Raw genomic sequence first — 20,987 nt, forward strand, 5'->3', positions numbered from 1 at the left:
GCGCCGTTATTATTTAACGACATATGGTGTTTGTGTTGCACAAAAAATACTAGATCTTGTGTTTGAACCTGTTGGATATTTCAACTGGGTGAGCGATGCGTTGGTCTACCTGCCAATGTTGCGGTTGTTCACTGGGGCAGATATAGCCATATTCGGCCAGTACAGCCTGCATACCAGCGGATTTGGCTGCCAGCATGTCACGTTCTGCGTCACCCACATACCAGCTATGCGGCAACGCCAGGTTTAGCTGATTGGCGGCATGGAAGAGCGGTTTGGGGCTGGGTTTTCTATCTGTCAGCGTATCCCCACATACCAGTACAGCGGCTTTTTGTAATAGTGGAAACTGTTCTAACAGGGGCAGTGTCAGGTGTGTTGGCTTGTTGGTCACAATACCCCAGGGGATATTGTTGTCATTGAGCCATAATAGCAATGCCTCAATGCCGTCAAACAAGCAGGTATGCTGGCACAAGGTGTTACGGTAATGGTGTAAAAAGCGTTGGCGCAGTGCTTCGAACTCGCCATCATTGCGACAAATTGCGAAACCCAATTTCAGCATGCCCATAGCGCCATGAGAAGCAATAGGCCGATATGACTGATAGCTTTGCTGGACACGACCTTCTTCAGCAAGCAACATATTTAATGCATTGCCCATATCTCTGGCGGTATCCAGCAGAGTACCGTCCAGATCAAACAGCAATCCTGCCCGGGGTTTAGTCATTTTCCGGCCGGTGGCAATGCAGCAGGTAATTCACATCCACATTGCTATTAGATAAATAGTACTGACCGCTAAGCGGGTTAAGGTGCAGTCCTTGAATATGACGGCACAGCAGGGGGGTGTTATCTATCCATTGCATCAGTTCAGAAGGGCGGATGAATTTACTGTGTTGATGCGTGCCTTTGGGCACCAGACCCAACACGTATTCAGCTCCCACAATGGCCATCAAGTAAGACTTAAGGTTGCGGTTCAAGGTCGAGAAGAATATCTGCCCACCAGGCTTAACCAGTTTCGCACACGAGCGCACGATGGACTCGGGATCCGGCACATGCTCCAGCATTTCCATGCAAGTCACTACATCAAACTGACCCGCCCGTGCCTCGCTGAAAGCTTCAACCGTGATTAGCTGATAGTCAACATTAATGCCAGACTCCAAACCATGTAATCTGGCTACTTCCAGTGAGTCTTTGGCCATATCGATACCGGTGACATTGGCCCCCATTTTTGCCATGCTTTCAGCCAAAATACCGCCACCACAGCCGACATCTAAAACATTCTTACCAAATAATCCCTGGCAATGCTGGGCGATAAAATCCAGACGCAAGGGATTGATTTGATGCAGAGGTTTAAATTCGCCCTCCAGATCCCACCATCGACTGGCCAGGGCAGAAAACTTGGCAATTTCCTGTTCATCTACATTGTCGTGGTGGTTTTGCTGGATGAGTGTTTGTGACATGAGTATGGCTTTGTTTTGAAAAACTGCGGCCTAGTATAATCAGCTCATTGCCGAACACCAACGCTGTTTTATAACAATGGCCTCAGGCTGGTGCGAATGCCGTTTATATGAGCAAGCTGCGGCTGTTTATTTGTTTATTTAAGTGGTAGGATTGTGCGGTTAATAAACCTCTAATAAAGCTTGAATTCCCGGGTTCTGACTGATTTTTTGATGTTCAGTGTAAACCCGAATGGGAAGACGTAGATTAAAGAAGGGAACAGGGCTGTATATGACCGACCGCGCCAAAGAAATTCTCCCCATTAATATTGAGGAAGAGTTGAAAAACTCATACCTCGATTATGCCATGAGCGTCATTGTGGGCCGTGCCCTGCCAGATGTGCGCGACGGCCTCAAACCGGTACACAGGCGTGTGCTGTTTGCGATGAACGAGTTGAAGAACGACTTCAACAAGCCCTACAAAAAATCTGCCCGTGTGGTGGGTGATGTCATAGGTAAGTACCACCCGCATGGTGATTCTGCCGTGTATGACACCATCGTCAGGATGGCCCAGCCCTTCTCATTACGTTATATGCTGGTTGATGGACAAGGTAACTTCGGTTCGGTCGATGGCGATTCTGCAGCTGCGATGCGTTATACCGAAGTACGTATGGCCAAAATTGCCCATGAGCTGTTGGCTGACCTGGAAAAAGAAACGGTTAATTTTGTGCCTAACTATGATGGCACGGAACAAATACCCGAAGTACTGCCTACCAAAGTGCCTAACCTGTTGGTAAATGGTTCTTCTGGTATTGCCGTGGGCATGGCCACCAATATTCCCCCGCATAACCTGACTGAGGTGATCAGCGGCTGTATTGCGCTGATCAACAACCCTGACATCAGTATTGAAGAACTGATTGAGTTTATTCCTGGGCCGGACTTCCCTACAGCGGCAATGATTAGCGGCCGTAAGGGAATAGAAGAAGCCTACCGCACGGGGCGCGGAAAGATTTATCTGCGTGCCAAAGCTGACATCGAGACAGAAGATAACGGTAAAGAAACCATTATCGTCAGCGAAATTCCTTATCAGGTTAACAAAGCCAGATTAATCGAGAAGATTGCCGAGCTGGTTAAAGAAAAGAAAGTTGAAGGCATCTCTGCGCTACGTGATGAATCTGACAAAGACGGTATGCGCATCGTTATCGAAGTGAAACGTAACGAATCTGCCGAAGTATTGCTCAACCATTTGTATGCCCAAACCCAATTACAAACGGTGTTTGGTATTAATATGGTGGCACTGGATAACAACCAGCCGAAGGTCTTCAACTTAAAGGAAATGCTTGAAGCCTTTGTGTTGCACCGCCGCGAAGTGGTGACACGCAGAACCGTATTTGAACTTCGTAAGGCTCGTGACCGCGCGCACATCCTGGAAGGCCTGGCCGTGGCGCTGGCCAACATTGACCCGATCATTGAGCTGATCAAGGCTTCACCCAGCCCGGCCGAAGCCAAGGCCGGTTTGGTGGCACAAGGCTGGTTGTTGGGTGATGTGTCTGACATGCTGGAAAGAGCCGGTGTCGATGCAGCGCGCCCAGACTGGTTGGAGCCGCAATTTGGCATCCGCGACGGCAAATACTATCTCACCGAAGCGCAAGCTCAGGCCATTTTGGACCTGCGCCTGCACAAGCTGACAGGCCTTGAACATGACAAGATTCTGGCCGAATATAAAGAACTACTGGAGCTGATCGCAGAGCTGATGCATATCCTGGCCAGTCCAGAGCGCTTGATGGAAGTGATTCGTGAAGAACTGGAGAAAATCCAGGCCGAGTACGGTGATGAGCGTCGTACTGAAATCACTGCGGCCAGCCACGATATTGATATAGAAGATTTGATTGAGCAGGAAGACGTGGTCGTCACACTGTCACACGAAGGCTATGTTAAGTACCAGAAACTCAAGGAATACGAAGCCCAGCGCCGTGGTGGTAAAGGTAAGTCAGCCACCAAAATGAAGGACGAAGACTTTATTGAGAAGCTGCTGGTTGCCAATACCCATGATTATATTCTGTGCTTCTCTACCCGTGGCCGACTGTACTGGATTAAGACCTATCAGTTGCCGCTGGCCAGCCGCAACGCCAGAGGTCGACCTATTGTCAATATACTGCCTTTGGAAGAAGGTGAGCGGATTACTGCCATGCTGCCGATTGCAGAATTTGTGGAAGACAAATTTGTATTGATGGCGACCGCATTTGGTACGGTGAAGAAAACTGACTTAACTCAGTATTCGCGCCCAAGAGCCAACGGTATTATCGCTGTGAATCTTAATGACGGTGATGAGCTGATTGGTGTTGCGCTAACCGACGGTCAAAGCGACATCATGCTGTTCTCTGATGCGGGTAAAGTTGTGCGTTTTAATGAGAAACAGCGCGACGCAGAAACCGGTGAAGTGAAACTTGATCCGGAAACCGGTGAAGAGATGCTGTCACTACGCCCCATGGGCCGCACGGCCACGGGTGTGCGCGGTATCCGTTTGCAGGATGAGCAAAGAGTGGTGTCCTTGATTGTTCCACAAGGGGATGGCGCGATACTGACCGTCACCGAAAATGGTTTCGGCAAGCGTACGCCGCTGGAGGATTACCCGGCTAAGAGCCGTGCCACGCAAGGTGTGGTATCTATCAAGGTATCCGAACGTAATGGCGCAGTGGTAGGCGCTGTTCAGGTCGATGAGAATGATGAAATCATGCTTATCAGTGATCAGGGCACGCTGGTACGCACTCGTGTGAGTGAAGTATCGGTTATTGGCCGAAACACTCAGGGTGTTCGCTTGATCCGCACCACAGAAAATGAACATGTAGTTGGACTGCAGCGCATCGAAGAGGTGGAAGCTGAAGACGACTATATGCTAGAAGACGGGCAAGAACCCGCGTTACAGGCAAGTTCGGACGAAGGCCAGGTGCCGGGCGACGACGAATAAACGACAGAAATCCAGTCGAGAGACAGCAATGTCTCTTATAGTCTGTACAGCGACGAGCGGCCTGAGATAAACCTTAAGCCGCTCGTTTGCTTTTGAAGAGTGTAAAAATGAATAAGGTGTATAACTTTTGTGCTGGTCCCGCCATGTTACCGGTGGAGGTAATGCAGCAGGCGCAGGCTGAATTTGTCGATTGGCAGGGGCAGGGATGCTCAGTAATGGAGCTGAGTCATCGCAGTAAGGAATTTATTCAGGTGGCAGAGCAAGCCGAAGCGGATTTGCGGGAACTGCTGAGCGTGCCAGCTAATTACAAAGTGCTTTTTACCCATGGTGGAGGACGGGGACAGTTTTCGGCCGTGCCACTGAATTTAGGTGGCCAACGAGACCAGGCCGATTATCTGGTCAGTGGTTCCTGGTCATCCGCAGCAGTGGATGAAGCCAAACGATACCTAAAGGCCAATGTGGTGGCCAGCAGCCGCTGGGAGGACGGGCTTTTAGTTGTTCCGGGACAAGAAGAGTGGCAATTAAATCCCGAGGCAGCCTATTTGCATTATTGTCCCAATGAGACAGTGGATGGTGTCGAAATGTCAGACATCCCAGATATTGGCGCGGTCCCTTTGGTTGCTGATATGTCATCCAATATCTTGTCTAAACCTGTTGATGTGTCGCGTTTTGGTGTGATTTACGCTGGCGCACAGAAAAATATTGGTCCATCGGGTTTGTCAGTGGTGATCGTGCGGGAAGACTTGCTGAACCAATCTATGGCTCACACTCCTTCGATTCTGGACTACAACATCCTGGCGCAGCAGGGCTCTATGTTTAATACGCCACCTACTTACGCATGGTATCTGGCCGGGCTGGTGTTTAAATGGCTTAAAGCGCAGGGTGGGGTGGAGTCCATGGCGAAGCGCAATGCCGATAAGGCCGCGTTGCTGTATAGCTATATTGATAGCAGTGATTTTTATCATAACCGCATTGCACCTGCATTCCGGTCACGTATGAATGTGCCTTTTCAACTGGCAAATTCGGCGCTGGACAAAGTATTCCTGATGGAATCTGAACAGGCGGGATTTAAAGCGTTGGCAGGACATCGCAGTGTCGGGGGCATGCGCGCCAGTATTTATAACGCTATGCCCATTGAAGGGGTAAAAGCTTTGGTTGACTTTATGGCTGACTTTGCCAGGAGAAAGGGTTAATGGAACAACTTGTACTGGAACCTATCAGTCGTATTGATGGAGAGGTGAACCTGCCCGGCTCCAAAAGCCTGTCGAATCGCGCTTTGCTATTGGCGGCGATGGCGCAAGGCAGAACCGAGCTGACCAATTTACTGGACAGTGAAGATATCCGGCATATGCTCAGTGCCTTAACTCAACTTGGGGTGAGCTACCAATTGAGTGCAGATAAAACCCGCTGCACGGTAGAGGGACTGGGGCAAGCTTTTAACGTGGCGGCCAGGCAGACATTATTTTTGGGTAATGCCGGTACGGCCATGCGTCCTTTGTGTGCCGCGCTGGCGCTCTCTCAGGGTGAGTTTGAACTGACTGGTGAAACACGCATGGAAGAGCGTCCTATCGGAGCTCTGGTTGATGCCCTCAAACAAGCTGGGGCAGATATTCAGTATCTGAAGAACCAAGGGTTTCCGCCACTGCTGATTAAAGGCCAAAGGTTATCCGGTGGTACCATTCAGGTGGATGGCAGTGTATCCAGCCAATTCTTAACCGCCGTGCTAATGGCGGCACCGCTGTTTGATGGTGATACACATATTGAAATTGTTGGTGAGCTGGTATCAAAACCCTATATTGATATCACTCTGGATACCATGGCCAAGTTTGGTGTCATGGTGGAAAACCATCAATATCAGAAATTTGTAGTGACCGCCGGGCAGCATTATCGTTCCCCCGGTTCCTTTCTGGTGGAAGGGGATGCATCATCTGCGTCCTATTTCCTGGCTGCTGCTGCAATTAAAGGCGGTACAGTCAGGGTGACCGGCATTGGCAGAGATAGTATTCAGGGCGACAAAGACTTTGCCCTGGTACTGCAAGCTATGGGAGCAAAAGTTAATTGGGGAGCCGACTTCGTTGAAGTGGAAGGAAGTCCACTTAACGCGGTGGATATGGATATGAATCATATTCCTGATGCTGCCATGACGATTGCCACCACCGCACTCTTTGCAAAAGGCACAACGGCCATTCGCAATATTTACAATTGGCGGGTGAAAGAGACCGATCGCTTACATGCTATGGCAACTGAGCTTCGTAAAGTAGGGGCGCATGTTGTGGAAGGCGATGACTTTATTGAAGTCACGCCACCGGCAAAATTGCAGCGAGCTGCCATTGATACCTACAATGATCACCGCATGGCAATGTGCTTCTCTCTGGTAGCGCTTGGCGATACTCAGGTTGTTATTAATGACCCAGGTTGCACGGCGAAGACATTCCCGGATTATTTTTTGCGTTTGGCGGATATCAGCCATCGTTAATTTATCACATAGGGCAGCAGGCCCTTATATTGGCGTAGGTTGCAGGGCTACACTAAGCTTAAGTCCCTCCGCCGGCATAGGGCTTTCGTTGCTTATCCCTGCCTAAAGCGTATAATTGCGCGCGTTTTTTTATATGAAGACAGTTTTGGAGAAGCGATGCAAGTAGCGCCTGTCATTACCATCGACGGACCGAGTGGAGCAGGAAAGGGCACCATCAGCGCCATGTTGGCTGAAAAGCTGGGCTGGCATTTTCTTGATAGCGGTGCCATATATCGTGTATTGGCCGTAGCGTCTCTGCATCATCAAATTGATGCATTGGACGAGATGGGGTTGGTGCCATTGGCGTCCAGTCTGGACGTTAGCTTTGAAACGCAATCTGGTGGGACAAGAATTATCCTCGAAGGTGAAGATGTCACGGAAAGTATTCGTACCGAAGAAGTCGGTGCCGTTGCTTCTCAGGTGGCGTCACTGCCGAGGATTCGTGAAGCCTTACTCAGAAGGCAGCGAGCGTTTCGGGAAGAACCCGGGTTGGTCGCCGACGGAAGAGATATGGGCACCGTGGTTTTCCCCGGTGCACAAGCAAAAATCTTCCTTACTGCCAGCGCTGAAGAGCGGGCGATGCGCCGTTATAAGCAGTTGAAAGATAAGGGGCTCGATGTTAGCATTGAGCGCCTTTTGACCGATATACAGGCGCGTGATGAACGAGACATTAATCGTTCGGTTGCGCCACTGGTACCGGCAGAGGATGCATTGGTGTTGGACTCAACGCAGTTGAGTATCACCCAAGTGCTTGAAACCGTTATGCAATTTGTTGAAGACAGATTGCAAAATAATTGATGAAACTGCTCGAAAGTAAGGATGCTGCGAGCCAATTGGAACAACCCCACATTAGCGGGACTGCTGAGTGGATGTCAATACTTGAATAATCACACTATGACTGAAAATTTTGCTCAACTTTTCGAAGAAAGTTTAAAACAGCTTGAAACTCGCCCAGGCGCTATCGTTAAAGGTACTGTTGTTGCCATCGATAAAGACATCGTTCTGGTTGATGCGGGTCTCAAGTCTGAAAGTGCCATCCCTGCCGAACAGTTCAAAAATGCTGAAGGCGTACTGGAAATCGCAGTAGGCGACACTGTGGATGTAGCACTGGACGCTGTGGAAGATGGCTTCGGTGAAACCATCCTGTCCCGTGAAAAAGCCAAGCGTCATGAAGCCTGGGTTGAGTTGGAAAAAGCATACGAAGAGAAAGCGACCATTAAGGGTATCATCAATGGTAAAGTCAAAGGTGGCTTTACGGTTGAAGTTAACTCTGTACGCGCTTTCTTACCTGGTTCTTTGGTTGATGTACGTCCAGTGCGTGACACTATTCACCTGGAAGGCAAAGAGCTGGAATTCAAAGTTATCAAACTGGATGCCAAACGTAACAACGTAGTGGTATCACGTCGCGCCGTTATCGAAGCTGAAAACAGTGCAGAGCGCGAACAGTTGCTGGCCAACCTGGAAGAAGGTTTGGAAGTGAAAGGTATCGTTAAGAACCTGACTGACTACGGTGCATTCGTAGATCTGGGCGGTGTTGACGGCCTGCTGCACATCACTGATATGGCTTGGAAGCGTGTTAAGCACCCAAGTGAAATCGTCAATGTTGGTGACGAAATTCAGGTTAAAGTTCTGAAGTTCGACCGTGAGAAGTCTCGCGTATCGCTTGGCATGAAGCAAATGGGCAGCGATCCTTGGAGCGAAATCGCTCAGCGTTACCCAGAAGGCACTAGACTGTCTGGCCAGGTGACTAACCTGACTGACTACGGCTGCTTCGTAGAAATCGAAGATGGCGTTGAAGGTCTGGTACACGTTTCTGAAATGGATTGGACCAACAAAAACATCCACCCATCTAAGGTTGTTAACCTGGGTGATGTGGTTGAAGTGATGGTACTGGAAATCGACGAAGAGCGTCGTCGTATTTCTCTGGGTCTGAAACAGTGTAAAGCCAATCCTTGGGAAGAGTTTGCCAAGACTCACAACAAGGGTGACAAAGTCACTGGTAAGATCAAGTCAATCACTGATTTCGGTATCTTTATTGGTCTGGACGGCGGCATCGACGGTCTGGTTCACTTGTCTGATATTTCTTGGAATAAAGCTGGCGAAGAAGCCGTACGCGATTACAAGAAAGGTGACGAGATCTCTGCAGTTGTACTGCAAGTCGACCCTGAGCGTGAGCGTATCAGCCTGGGCGTGAAGCAAATCGAAGAAGATCCTTTCAATAAGTATCTGACAGATAACAAGAAAGGTGCTATCGTTGTCGGTAAGGTTACCGCTGTTGACGCTAAAGGCGTGACTGTTGAGCTGGCCGAAGAAGTTGAAGGTTACATTCGTGCCACTGATCTGATGCGCGACCGCGTTGAAGATGCTTCTGAAGTCGTCAAGGTCGGCGAAGAAATCGAAGCCAAGTATGTTGGTGTTGATCGTAAGAACCGTATCGTGAATCTGTCTGTGAAGGCGAAAGACGAAGCGGAAGAGAAAGAAGCGATCGACAAAGTAAACCAGCAGGAAGAAACTGGTTTCGTCAACGCTATGGCTGAAGCTTTCAAAGCAGCGAAAGGCGAAGAGTAAGGAGTCGGGGAGGCCGACTGGCCTCCTCAACAGATCGGTAACTGTATGATTTGTCCATGATCACGAGGTTAATATGACCAAATCGGAACTAATCGACAGACTTGCTGATAAGGCCCGTCACATTCCCGCCAAGGAAATGGAAGCGGCGATAAAAGAAATGCTGGAACAGATGGCGCAGACCCTGCAAAAAGGGGAGCGTATCGAGATCCGCGGATTCGGCAGTTTTTCACTGCATTATCGTGCTCCCAGGGTTGGACGTAATCCCAAGACAGGTGAAACGGTAAAGCTGGACGGTAAATACGTCCCCCATTTCAAACCTGGCAAGGAGTTGCGTGAAAGGGTGAATGACGGGATGACTCACTGATTATATAAAGGCATCCACATCGGATGCCTTTTTTGTCTTGTCGTATCAGCCACCTGCATACTATTCCTTTGTCCCAAATGGGCATGTTAAGACTGTTCACAGCGGTCCCTTATCTATTACAATGGTCCAATTCATTGCTTGGGAGAGCGACTTGAAACTGATTTTGAGCCTGCTATTGGCATTGGCACTGTTTCTGCTGGCCCTGGCCATTGGCGCACAAAATGATCAACTTGTTCAGGTTAATTATCTTATTGCGCAGTCACAGCTGCGGCTGTCTAGTTTGATGGCGGTCATGTTTGTTGCCGGGGCGTTATCTTGTTTGCTGCTTTGTGTTCTCTGGTTTATCGGATTCCGTTGGCGTGGTCGTCAGCGTAATAGTCAGGCCACCAAGCCAAGAGATAGCTGAACTCCATGTTAGAGCTGCTTTTTCTTCTGCTCCCTGTCGCAGCCGGTTATGGATGGATAATGGGCCGCAACAGCCTTCGTCAAGCGCAACGTAAGCAATCCAGTATTCTTTCCAAACATTATTATAAAGGGCTGAATTTCCTGCTGTCTGATCAGCCCGATAAAGCTGTTGATACCCTGATCAAAATGATTAACGTTGACAGTGATACGGTGGAAACGCACATTGCTATGGGCAATTTTTTTCGTCATCGTGGGGAATTGGACAGAGCGATACGTATCCATCAAAACCTGGTCGACAAAGAGCAGGTGAATGACTCGCTAAAGCAACAAGCCCTGAAAGAACTAGGTCGGGATTATATGTTGGCGGGCTTTTTGGAAAGGGCTGAAGCGGTATTTTTACAGTTGCTGGACAGTGACAAGTATTTTCTCGATGCTCAGCAGCAGTTATTTAATATTTATCAGAATACCAAAGAGTGGGACCGGGCCATAGAATTGGCAGAACGCATGGTCAACTGTCATGGTGACAGCCTGGAATTATGTGAACGGGTCGCACATTTCTATTGTGAGCAGGCTGCAATTCATCTGAAGAAGCAAGAATTTGAATTAGCAGAGAAAAGTCTGCAAAAGGCGGTACTGTCTGATGAACATGCGGTACGTCCCTGGTTGATGCTAGGTCAGATGGCCATCGCACAACAAGATTACCGTCAGGCACAGGAATACCTGCAGCAGGTTCCGGTCAGAGACGTTACCTGGTTAAGTGAAGCTGTTCCCTTATTACAGGAATGTGCGGACAAATTGCAAGACAACAGTATTTTAGAGTCGCTTTTGGACGAATATCACCAGCAATGTGCGACGGCCTATCTGGCCAAAGTGAAATTAATGGCCAATCAGGGCAGGGGCATTCAGGCGGCCGAATTTCTGCTACAGCAACTGCGCAAGAAGCCCACAATGAAAGGCTTTGAAACATTAATGCATCTGTATCAACAGCATAGCAATGAGAAGCAGGTTGGAGACAGCTTAGCTATGTTACAGGAACTGGTGCAGGAACAAATTAAGCAAAGACCAAAGTATCGCTGTACTGCCTGTGGCTTTTCCGGGCGGCAATTGCACTGGTTATGCCCTTCCTGTAAAAAGTGGGGGTTGGTTAAACCCATTAAAGGGTTGGATGGAGAATAGATGAAAGATCCTAAAGTTGTCGTCGCCCTGGATTTCGACAATCAAAAGCATGCACTTCAGTTTGTTGATCAGATAGATCCAGGTAGTTGTCGCCTGAAAGTCGGCAAAGAAATGTTTACCTATTTTGGTCCGGACTTTGTTAAGCAGTTGATTCAGCGCGATTTTGATGTGTTTCTGGATCTTAAGTTCCATGATATTCCCAATACTGTCGCTAAGGCCTGTGTCGCCGCTGCAGAACTTGGTGTGTGGATGGTTAATCTACATGCCAGTGGTGGTACAAAAATGATGGAGACCAGTCGACAGGCGCTGGAACAATTTGGCAACGAAAGACCGTTACTGATTGCGGTAACCGTATTGACCAGTATGTCTGAGACTGAATTGCGTGCAACGGGGGTAGATAAGAGCCCCGCAGAGCAGGTATTGCATCTGGCTAAGCTGACCAAGCATGCGGGGCTGGATGGCGTGGTATGCTCTGCTCAGGAAGCACAGATGTTGAAACAAGCATTAGGCAGTGAGTTCAAGTTAATCACCCCGGGAATTCGTCCGGCTGGAGCAGATATAGGGGATCAGCACCGGGTAATGACCCCGGAGCAGGCCATCAAGGCAGGGGTGGACTATATGGTGATCGGACGTCCTATCACCCAGGCCAACGATCCGGTCACAGCACTTAACAGCATTAACCACTCGCTTGCTTAGTTAGCTTGTCCCTGTTTGCAAATCGAAATAAGAAAGCCGCTTCAATGAGCGGCTTTTTAGTTTGGTTTAGATACCTTTAGCTGAATCGCTATTTGCTGACTTGTTATGCCGACGTGCTACAAGCTCACGTCGGCAATCTGATAATGGTCAGTCAGCCAGGCTTTCGGGCTTAGTTGTCGGCGCATCTGCCTTCGTACTGAAGCTTGAGCGTGCCGCCGCTTTACCTGAGGTTTTAAGTTCAGGACGGTTTGTTACCGCCAGCGCCTGGATTTGAATTTCGGTAAATTCTGCAGGCAGGCTCACGGGCGTAGCCATGGGCGACGAGGTAAAGTGAAACTTTGGCCCTTTGGCCAGCGGCGTAAGCGCCTTGGCTTTCTGGGTCACAGGTTTAACATTTTTTACTTCAGCTACTTCAGCTACTTCAGCTACTTCAGCTACTTCAGCTACTTCAGCAGACTCTTTTACTTCAGGTTTAGTCGATTCTGCTTTGGCCTCTGAGCCATCAACATGACCTTCCTCTAAGGCAATTTCCACCTGCTGCGGTGCTTTGGTACGACGTGTTCTGCGTTTAGGCTTCTCGCTCTTAACCTCTTCCACATGGGCTTCATCTGTCTGCTGTGAATCACTTGCATCATTCTCAGCGTTTGATTCAGATTGCTCAGATGCTTTCGCTTTGGTCTCAACGTCATTATTTTGTACATCAGTACTAAGGTCGTTTCCAACTTCGGACTCTTCCACCTCAAGTGCCAACTGGTCCTGTTCGGGGGCCGCACTTTCACTGTCCTGCTCTTTACGACGTTTTTGTCCGGCAGCACGAATATGACGTGGAGAACGGCGACTGCGATTGCGAGTTCCTTCCTCTTTATTTAATTCTTTATCTACCTTGGACTCGTCACCTTCTGTCCTGTCCTGCGCTTCTACTTGAGTTTCCTCAGTTTGCTCTGGCTGCTTAGCAATGGGCTTAGTAACTTCCTGCTTAACCGGTTCAGTGACTTTCACCTCTTCTGTAACTGCTACCTCATGTGCAACCTGTTGGTTGGCTTGCAGTTCGAGATCCTGACCTTCAGTTGACTGAACTCGCACTGAGCGACGTTTGTCACGACGTTGACGGCGCTCTGCTATTTGCTCCTGCTTAGGCTGGCGAGGTGTTTGCTGTTCTTTACCTTGCTTACTTTCTAAGGCCTGAGTATCCGCTTCGTCATTTCTGTTGCGATTACCACGAGCTTGCTTACGTTGATCGCGTTGCTCGTCACGACGGCTATCCTTGCGGGCATCATCACGATTACGCTGGTCTTCACGGCGCTCATCGCGTTTATCATCCGGACGGGCACGCTTATTATCGCGGCGACCGTCATCCTGACGATTTCCACGCTCATGGCGTGGCTTTCTGCTACGCTGTTGGCGGTTACCGCGGTTGTTGTTTTCGTTCTGCTTCGTTTGCGGCTGTTCAGTTTTAAACAGCTTGGCAAACCAATTGCCCAGTTTTTCGAACAACGACGGAGCTGGTGTCTCGGTTACTTTACTGACCGGTGCTGCTTTAGGCGGGGCAACCAATGTCTTCAGGGCCGGCTCTTCTCGGCTGGGTTGTTCCTGCCCAACTTTGGGAGTGTCAATGCTCTTGGCTTCATCCAACGTAACGTTGTAACTTACATCACTGATAACATCATCAACCCTGTGCCGCGTTACGCGGTAATGTGGGGTCTCCATATTAGGATTGGGAATGATCAGCAAACTGACCTGATGACGTTGTTCGATACTGCGCACCGAACTGCGTTTTTCGTTCAGCAAATAGGTTGCTACGCTAACTGGAACTTGTGCTTCGATCTGTCCGGTGTTGTCCTTGATGGCCTCCTCTTCCATGATCCTAAGCACAGACAGCGCCAGCGACTCCGTGCCACGCACTGTACCTACACCATCACAACGCGGGCATACATGGTGCGCAGATTCACCTAGGGAAGGGCGCAAACGCTGACGGGACATTTCGAGTAAGCCAAAACGGGAGATACGGCCTAACTGGACACGTGCACGGTCAGATTTGACTGCGTCGGCCAGACGCTTTTCCACCTCTCGTTGATGACGAACCGGTGTCATGTCGATAAAATCAATAACGAACAAACCACCCAGATCGCGTAAGCGCAACTGTCTGGCAATCTCATCTGCAGCTTCCAGGTTGGTATTGAGGGCTGTTTCCTCAATGTCACCACCTTTGGTTGCTCTGGATGAGTTGATATCCACCGACGTTAGTGCTTCGGTTTGGTCAATAACGATGGAACCACCAGAAGGTAACCGTACTTCACGCTGGAAGGCTGATTCAATCTGGGTTTCAATTTGATAATGACTAAATAGCGGTACATCGCCTTTGTACAGCTTGATTCGATTCAAAAAGTCTGGACGAACCAATTCAATGTGTTGTTTGGCTTCATCAAAAATACCCTGGTCATCTATCAGTATTTCTCCGATATCACGACGCAGGTAATCCCGGATTGCCCGAACGATAACGTTAGATTCCTGGTGAATCAGGAATGGGGCAGGGCGGGATTTAGACGCTTCTTCGATGGCTTGCCAATGGGTCAGCAATACGCCTAAGTCCCACTCCAGCTCTTCAAAAGATTTACCTACCCCTGCGGTACGCACAATCAATCCCATACCATCGGGCAAGTCCAGTTTATTCAGGGACTGTTTAAGATCGGTACGCTCATCGCCTTCAATACGCCTGGAAATACCACCTGCTCTGGGGTTATTTGGCATTAGCACTAAGTAGCTGCCAGCCAGACTGATAAAAGTCGTTAAGGCAGCACCTTTTTGTCCACGCTCTTCTTTATCTATTTGTACAATAACTTCCTGGCCTTCCTTAATCGCATCTTTGATGTTGGGACGGCCTTCAAAGTTGTAACCTTTTGGGAAGTAGGTGCGGGCAATTTCTTTTAGCGGAAGGAAACCGTGGCGTTCTGCACCATAATCGACAAAGGCGGCCTCTAGGCTTGGTTCTACCCGGGTGATGCGACCTTTATAGATATTGGCTTTCTTTTGTTCGTGTCCTGGACTTTCAATATCCAAATCATACAGCTTTTGCCCGTCTACCAGGGCAACACGCAACTCCTCGTGTTGAGTTGCGTTAATCAACATTCTTTTCATTTTGTGACTCGATAGGTATCGATCACTATCGAAAGACAAGAACCCCCAGTTCTTAAAGGCACAGTCTCCCGACTGGATGGTGGCTCAAGCCAAATCAAATTGTGTATGTTCTCAATAACTGACTGGCTTGTCAGGCTGATATATTGGCCTGACAGGCATTCAAACTGGTCTAATACTTTGCTTCGATAGCAATCTGGATCTTAAAAATTTGTTTCTTTGCCCAGGTTCTTCCGTATCCGTTAAACACGAACTTTTACACTCTTCGTGCCGGACAGGTCCGCTTACTCATCATTTTGATGAGGATCTGTTCTTAGCGTTCAGAACCCTATCTGCATTTAGGCAGATTTGACCATATTTTTTAGTTAGATCAAAAGCCCTTTGATTATCGCACTAAAGCAACTTTACAGGCAAGGCAATTCATTTTTTATGTTAGAGGCATATTTTCAGCGGTTTGCCAATCCTTACCAAGATTAGATCGAGGTTAAAAGGGCTCTCGCTATCTTACCGTTGCGGCCTAACTGACATTTCAAATATGACTAAGTTAGAAATTTTCATCTGAAATAATCAATCCTGTTTTATCTATTTAGGGTAAAATAGCACTCCTATGACAGAACAAACTTCACTAAAAGTACAACTCATCCAAGTGGATCCTGAGCTGGAAGGGCAAAGAATTGATAACTTTTTGCGCACTCAGCTTAAAGGTGTTCCTAAAAGCCTTATTTATCGTGTTTTACGTAAGGGCGAGGTACGGGTTAATAAAAAGCGCGTTAAGCCGGATTATAAACTGCAAGCCGATGACCTGGTGCGAATTCCGCCGCTAAAAGTAGCAGAAAAAAGCGATGCACCATCGGTTAAGCTGGATAAAGTCGCAGGTCTTGAACAACATATCTTATATGAAGACGAGCTGCTTATTGCTATCAACAAGCCATCCGGTATGGCGGTACATGGTGGCAGCGGATTAAGCTTTGGGGTCATTGAGGCCTTACGAGCGTTGCGACCGCAGCAGAAATTCTTGGAACTGGTACATCGCCTGGACAGAGACACGTCGGGCTGTCTGTTGGTTGCCAAGCGTCGTTCCAGCCTTAAAGCCTTGCATGAGCAGTTGCGTGACAAAACGGTAGATAAGCGCTATCAGGCGTTAGTTGCAGGGCATTGGCCAGACAGTCGCAATAAGGTCAGAGCGCCGCTTAAGAAAAATATCCTTAAGTCCGGCGAGAGAATGGTATCGGTGTCACCAGATGGCAAGGAATCAGAAACCCGCTACCAAATTCTTGAACGCTTTCAAAATGCGACCTTGGTCGAGGCATTTCCGGTGACTGGACGAACCCACCAAATCCGTGTGCATTGTTTGCATGCGGGCCATGCTATCGCCGGCGATGACAAATACGGCGATGAAGAGTTTAACCAACTGACAACTGGAATCGGTTTGAAACGCCTGTTTCTACATGCTTTTACTTTGTCTTTTGTGCATCCTAAAACAGAGCAGACTATGCGCATTGAAGCGCCGTTAGCCCCTGAATTGCACGCCGCGCTGGTCAAAATGCGGGAGCGTTGATGTATAAGTTGGTAATATTTGATTGGGACGGTACCTTGATGGACTCCGGGGCCAGAATTGTCTCAGCTATGCAGACAGCAGCCCAGCGTGCTGGATTGCTGGTACCCAGTGATGAAGCAGTAAAGGATATTATTGGTATCAGTTTATTGCCTGCCATGCAGATCTTGTTTGGGGACATGGACACTGAAACTGAACAGGCCCTGTTGACATTTTACAAGCAAGAATATGTAGAACGAGATCTGACTCCAACCCCCATGTTTGAGGGGGCGTTAAGTCTACTTAGTGCATTGCGAGAGGACCGACGGCTACTCGCCGTGGCCACGGGCAAAGCCCGGCGTGGTTTAAAGCGAGTCTGGCAGGAAACCGCTACAGAGCACTTTTTTCATACTTCGCGTTGTGGAGATGAAGCAGAATCCAAGCCTTCTGCTGATATGTTGCGACAAATATTGCAGGAATTACACATACAACCATCACAAGCAGTCATGGTTGGTGATACGGTTTATGATATGCAGATGGCAGAGCAGCTTGGCATGGACCGCATCGCCGTCAGTCATGGCGTGCATGACCGGGCCAGATTGTTAACTCACCAGCCGGTAGCCATGATGGACTCGCTAAAAGAGCTGCAAGCCTACTTAGTCCGTTAAGGGAAGATAGGCTTGGCAAATGGGCTTTATTTATGCTCAGGCCAGCGGGTCCAGGCCTGCCTGGTGCAGCATATCCACCAGGGCAATCAGAGGTAGCCCAACCAGGCTATTTGGATCTCGCCCTGTCAACTGTTCAAACAGACATATGCCAAGGCCTTCGCTTTTAAAACTGCCAGAGCACTGGTATGGCGTTTCCTTGGTTAAATAGGCTTCAATCTGTTGGTCAGTTAATGGTCTGAATTGCACATCAAAGGTTTCTACTTGAATCTGACTCTCCATGCTTTGACTGTTATACAGGCAAAGCCCGGTATAAAATCGCACTAATCTGCCACTCGCTTGTTGCAACTGAGCAAATGCCTTTGCATGTGTCAGTGGCTTACCAATGATTTGGCCGTCCAAACAGGCAACTTGATCAGACCCTATTACCAGACTCGGGGTACTGCACTGATGAGCAACAGATTCGGCTTTCGCTCTTGCTAAGCGACTGACCAACATGTCTGGTGTTTCGCCCGCCATAGCGGTTTCGTCAGTATCCGGTGCAATGCAGATAAACTCTAATCCCAGTTTTTCCAACAAGGCTTTCCGGTAAGGGGAGGTGGAGCCAAGGACCAACTGCATAATGGTTATTCCTGTCTTTCTAAAAAGGAAGGGATTGTAACCAAGTCTTGAGCACGAACCCAAGGCCTTGTCAGCATAGATTTTCTTTGACTAAGCTTGTCCGTGGCTATATCATGCGCGCCCTATGCAGAAAGTGAAATTGCCCAAGCAACTGGATCCAGCCAAAAGCGCCATGAAGCGCTCCGAGTATATTGGAGTGATGATGGCCAAGGATATGGTTCGTTTGCAACAGGCAGTCGCTGAGGCAAGTCAGGATATTGAGATTGAGGTCAGATTTAATAAAGACGCGCAGGGTCTGACTTTTTTCGAAGGAACACTGGCTACCGATGTATCGCTCGTCTGCCAAAGGTGCAATGAAACCTTTGCTCATCATTTGGATGTGTCATTTTGTTTCAGTCCCATAAAGCCTGAACAAGACACAGATGAGATACCGGAGGCTTATGAGCCGGTAGAGGTCGATGACCATGGAGAAGTCAATTTACTTCAACTCTTTGAGGATGAACTTATTTTAGCCTTACCAATTGTGGCTTTTCACGCAGAAAAAGACTGCAAAGTAGGTGAGGAAGAATTAAGTTTTGGGGTGATTGAACCGGTTGCTGAGCGTCCAAACCCCTTTGCGGTGTTGAAAGAACTTAAGCGAGATCAGGAGTAGGTAATGGCGGTACAACAGAATCGTAAAACCCGTTCTAAGCGTGGTATGCGTCGTTCGCATGATGCTTTGACTGCGGAAACTTTGTCTGTAGATTCCACGTCAGGTGAGACGCATCGTCGTCATCATGTAACAGCTGACGGTTACTACAAAGGCAAAAAAGTCATCGCTAACTAAGCGAGCTGACTTTGACTAATCTAACCATCGCGTTAGATATGATGGGGGGCGATCATGGCCCCCCTGTTACTATTGAAGCCGCAGTTCATGCGGTATCTGAATTTCCTCATCTTCACTTAATACTTTGTGGCGATCCTAAGCAGTTGAGCGATGGGCTGGCTAAGTACCCCCAGGCGCCTTCTGACCGACTTCAGGTCGAGGCGACTGAGCAAGTGGTGGGTATGGATGAGCGTCCTAGTGCGGCATTACGTAGCAAGGCCAAATCTTCCATGCGCAGAGCGCTGGAACTGGTTGAACAAGGGCGTGCTGATGCCTGTGTCAGTGCCGGTAATACTGGTGCTTTATTAGCCATGGCTTACTATGTGCTAAAAACCTTGCCAGGGATTGACCGACCGGCATTGATTTCTTCCTTGCCTACTGTCAGCCATCAGAAAGTGTACTTGCTTGATTTAGGCGCTAACGTCAATTGTGACTCTGAGATCCTGTTTCAGTACGCTGTTATGGGGTCGGTATTAGCCGAACAAGTGGAAGGCCTGGATAGACCCAGAGTGGCGCTCCTGAATGTGGGAGAGGAACAAATTAAAGGTAATGATCAGGTCAAACATACGGCGCAGATTCTCTCATCCGTTCCGGGGATCAATTACATTGGCTATATCGAAGGAAATGATATTTTTGCCGACAAGGCTGATGTTGTTGTCACAGATGGCTTCGTTGGCAATATTGCGCTTAAGGCATGTGAGGGCCTGGGCAAGCTGATCATTACAGAAGTAAAACGCGTCTCAGGTAAAAATCTTCTTACCCGTGTAATGGCTCGTATGGCGTTGCCGATCCTGAAAAAGATCTACGCCAGAGTGAACCCCGACCAGTACAATGGCGCGAGTCTGATAGGATTGCGCGGAATTGTCGTCAAGAGCCACGGTAATGCCTCAAGTGAAGCCTTTTTGTATGCTATCAGAGAAGCGATGCAGGAAGTTACCAGACAGGTTCCGCACAAAATAAAACATAAAATAGAAACACTTCTAATGGAAAGGCCTTAACCATGTATTCGAGAATCATCGGCACCGGCAGCTACTACCCCAGCCAAATTCGTACCAACGCCGATCTGGAGCAAATGGTCGACACCAACGACGAATGGATTACTGACCGAACTGGCATCAAGGAAAGACGCATCATAGGTGACAACGAAACAGTTGCCACAATGGGAGCCGAAGCATCGCTGAAAGCTATTGAAATGGCGGCTATTGATCCGCAAAGCATCGATATGATTGTCTGTGCAACCACCAGTCACGACAAAGCGCTGCCAAGTGCCGCCTGTGATATCCAGAAAATTCTGGGACTGGATGGCATCCCGGCCTTTGATGTAGCGGCCGCTTGCGCGGGCTATTGTTATGCCTTGAGTGTGGCAGATCAGTACATTAAATCTGGCATGGCGAAACGTATTCTGGTGGTGGGCTCAGATTGTTTAAGCCGACTGGTAGCTCCCTCTGATCGCACTATGGTGATTTTGTTTGGTGATGCCGCAGGTGCCACCATTTTGGAAGCCAGTGAAGAACCCGGGATTTTATCCACCCATATTCACGCTGCAGGTTCATATAATGACTTGCTCTATGTTGGCAACCCTACACGCGGAAAGGAGCAATCCGTGCACGACAACTGGGGCGTGATGAAAGGCAACGAAGTTTTTAAGGTGGCCGTGACCAAACTGAGTGAATTGGTTGAGCAGACCCTTGAAGCGAACAATATGAAAAAGTCTGACTTGGATTGGCTGGTGCCACACCAGGCAAACTTTCGGATTATCAAGGCCACCGCGAAAAAGTTGGAAATGCCAATGGAGCGGGTAGTGCTGACTTTGCAAGACTACGGCAACACATCGGCGGCCACAGTGCCGACTGCATTGGATACGGCCATTCGTGACGGACGAATCCAACGCGGCCACAACCTTCTGCTGGAAGCTTTTGGTGGCGGCTTTGCCTGGGCTTCAGCCTTGGTCCGTTACTGATTATTCTATCTACCATTGTAGATCGTATGTCATTCCGACAACCTAGGTCAGGTTGTCGGAATGCTGTCTGACTTACATAGTTATCTCAGTG

19 protein-coding genes are annotated in these 20,987 nt (G+C 48.7%); 15 read left to right on the forward strand and 4 right to left on the reverse strand.

Annotated features, from left to right (window positions below):
• Positions 1 to 49: 49 nt before the first annotated feature.
• Both CSR04_RS05785 and ubiG read right to left on the reverse strand, forming a co-directional pair.
• Entirely contained in the window at positions 50 to 718 is a 669-nt protein-coding gene (locus CSR04_RS05785) for an HAD family hydrolase (protein ID WP_102795299.1), read from the reverse strand.
• A complete protein-coding gene (ubiG, locus tag CSR04_RS05790; RefSeq protein WP_102795300.1) occupies positions 711 to 1,451 on the reverse strand; it encodes a bifunctional 2-polyprenyl-6-hydroxyphenol methylase/3-demethylubiquinol 3-O-methyltransferase UbiG in 741 nt (246 codons plus the stop codon). The genes CSR04_RS05785 and ubiG overlap by 8 nt, the downstream gene beginning before the upstream one ends.
• Positions 1,452 to 1,719: 268 nt before the next feature.
• On the opposite strand from ubiG, the gene gyrA reads away from it, so the two are divergent.
• From gyrA to pyrF, 9 genes are all read left to right on the forward strand, one after another.
• The gene (gene gyrA, locus CSR04_RS05795) at positions 1,720 to 4,395 is read left to right on the forward strand and encodes a DNA topoisomerase (ATP-hydrolyzing) subunit A (RefSeq protein ID WP_102795301.1); all 2,676 of its coding nucleotides are present in this window, start codon (positions 1,720 to 1,722) and stop codon (positions 4,393 to 4,395) included.
• A 107-nt stretch (positions 4,396 to 4,502) separates the two neighbouring features.
• Positions 4,503 to 5,588: a 3-phosphoserine/phosphohydroxythreonine transaminase gene (serC, locus tag CSR04_RS05800; protein ID WP_102795302.1), complete on the forward strand. Its 1,086-nt coding sequence runs from the start codon at positions 4,503 to 4,505 to the stop codon at positions 5,586 to 5,588.
• The gene (gene aroA / locus CSR04_RS05805; protein ID WP_102795303.1) at positions 5,588 to 6,871 is read left to right on the forward strand and encodes a 3-phosphoshikimate 1-carboxyvinyltransferase; all 1,284 of its coding nucleotides are present in this window, start codon (positions 5,588 to 5,590) and stop codon (positions 6,869 to 6,871) included. Before serC ends, aroA begins: the two co-directional genes overlap by 1 nt.
• Positions 6,872 to 7,027: 156 nt before the next feature.
• Positions 7,028 to 7,708, forward strand: a complete 681-nt coding sequence (gene cmk / locus CSR04_RS05810; protein ID WP_102795304.1) for a (d)CMP kinase — start codon at positions 7,028 to 7,030, stop codon at positions 7,706 to 7,708.
• Between the two features lie 96 nt (positions 7,709 to 7,804).
• Complete coding sequence (gene rpsA, locus CSR04_RS05815; RefSeq protein ID WP_102795305.1) at positions 7,805 to 9,478, forward strand: 30S ribosomal protein S1; 1,674 nt, start codon at positions 7,805 to 7,807, stop codon at positions 9,476 to 9,478.
• A 73-nt stretch (positions 9,479 to 9,551) separates the two neighbouring features.
• A complete protein-coding gene (ihfB, locus tag CSR04_RS05820; protein WP_102795306.1) occupies positions 9,552 to 9,842 on the forward strand; it encodes an integration host factor subunit beta in 291 nt (96 codons plus the stop codon).
• Positions 9,843 to 9,993: 151 nt separating this feature from the next.
• Positions 9,994 to 10,248, forward strand: coding sequence for a lipopolysaccharide assembly protein LapA domain-containing protein (locus CSR04_RS05825; protein WP_172449244.1), 255 nt, complete (start codon positions 9,994 to 9,996; stop codon positions 10,246 to 10,248).
• Between the two features lie 5 nt (positions 10,249 to 10,253).
• On the forward strand, positions 10,254 to 11,423 hold the full coding sequence (gene lapB, locus CSR04_RS05830) for a lipopolysaccharide assembly protein LapB (protein WP_102795308.1): 1,170 nt from the start codon (positions 10,254 to 10,256) through the stop codon (positions 11,421 to 11,423).
• The gene (gene pyrF, locus CSR04_RS05835; protein ID WP_102795309.1) at positions 11,424 to 12,119 is read left to right on the forward strand and encodes an orotidine-5'-phosphate decarboxylase; all 696 of its coding nucleotides are present in this window, start codon (positions 11,424 to 11,426) and stop codon (positions 12,117 to 12,119) included.
• A gap of 147 nt (positions 12,120 to 12,266) precedes the next feature.
• Here the strand turns inward: pyrF and rne are convergent, their stop codons facing one another.
• Positions 12,267 to 15,254, reverse strand: a complete 2,988-nt coding sequence (gene rne / locus CSR04_RS05840; protein ID WP_172449245.1) for a ribonuclease E — start codon at positions 15,252 to 15,254, stop codon at positions 12,267 to 12,269.
• A 604-nt stretch (positions 15,255 to 15,858) separates the two neighbouring features.
• Here rne and rluC point away from each other — a divergent pair.
• Positions 15,859 to 16,809, forward strand: coding sequence for a 23S rRNA pseudouridine(955/2504/2580) synthase RluC (gene rluC / locus CSR04_RS05845; protein ID WP_102795311.1), 951 nt, complete (start codon positions 15,859 to 15,861; stop codon positions 16,807 to 16,809).
• Complete coding sequence (locus tag CSR04_RS05850; protein WP_102795312.1) at positions 16,809 to 17,453, forward strand: HAD-IA family hydrolase; 645 nt, start codon at positions 16,809 to 16,811, stop codon at positions 17,451 to 17,453. The genes rluC and CSR04_RS05850 overlap by 1 nt, the downstream gene beginning before the upstream one ends.
• Before the next feature lie 36 nt (positions 17,454 to 17,489).
• Here the strand turns inward: CSR04_RS05850 and CSR04_RS05855 are convergent, their stop codons facing one another.
• Positions 17,490 to 18,071: a Maf family protein gene (locus CSR04_RS05855; RefSeq protein ID WP_281259782.1), complete on the reverse strand. Its 582-nt coding sequence runs from the start codon at positions 18,069 to 18,071 to the stop codon at positions 17,490 to 17,492.
• Positions 18,072 to 18,195: 124 nt separating this feature from the next.
• Between CSR04_RS05855 and yceD the strand changes: the two genes are divergently transcribed.
• The 4 genes from yceD to CSR04_RS05875 are packed head-to-tail and all read left to right on the forward strand — an operon-like array spanning position 18,196 to position 20,896.
• On the forward strand, positions 18,196 to 18,723 hold the full coding sequence (gene yceD / locus CSR04_RS05860) for a 23S rRNA accumulation protein YceD (RefSeq protein ID WP_102795313.1): 528 nt from the start codon (positions 18,196 to 18,198) through the stop codon (positions 18,721 to 18,723).
• A gap of 3 nt (positions 18,724 to 18,726) precedes the next feature.
• Positions 18,727 to 18,897, forward strand: coding sequence for a 50S ribosomal protein L32 (gene rpmF / locus CSR04_RS05865; RefSeq protein WP_088328389.1), 171 nt, complete (start codon positions 18,727 to 18,729; stop codon positions 18,895 to 18,897).
• An 11-nt stretch (positions 18,898 to 18,908) separates the two neighbouring features.
• Positions 18,909 to 19,934: a phosphate acyltransferase PlsX gene (gene plsX / locus CSR04_RS05870; protein ID WP_102795314.1), complete on the forward strand. Its 1,026-nt coding sequence runs from the start codon at positions 18,909 to 18,911 to the stop codon at positions 19,932 to 19,934.
• A gap of 2 nt (positions 19,935 to 19,936) precedes the next feature.
• Positions 19,937 to 20,896 (forward strand): beta-ketoacyl-ACP synthase III, encoded by a 960-nt coding sequence (locus CSR04_RS05875; RefSeq protein ID WP_102795315.1) that lies wholly within the window; start codon positions 19,937 to 19,939, stop codon positions 20,894 to 20,896.
• Positions 20,897 to 20,987 lie beyond the last annotated feature (91 nt).

The sequence above is a fragment of the Bowmanella denitrificans genome, assembly GCF_002887595.1.
Classification (GTDB): Bacteria; Pseudomonadota; Gammaproteobacteria; order Enterobacterales; family Alteromonadaceae; genus Bowmanella; species Bowmanella denitrificans.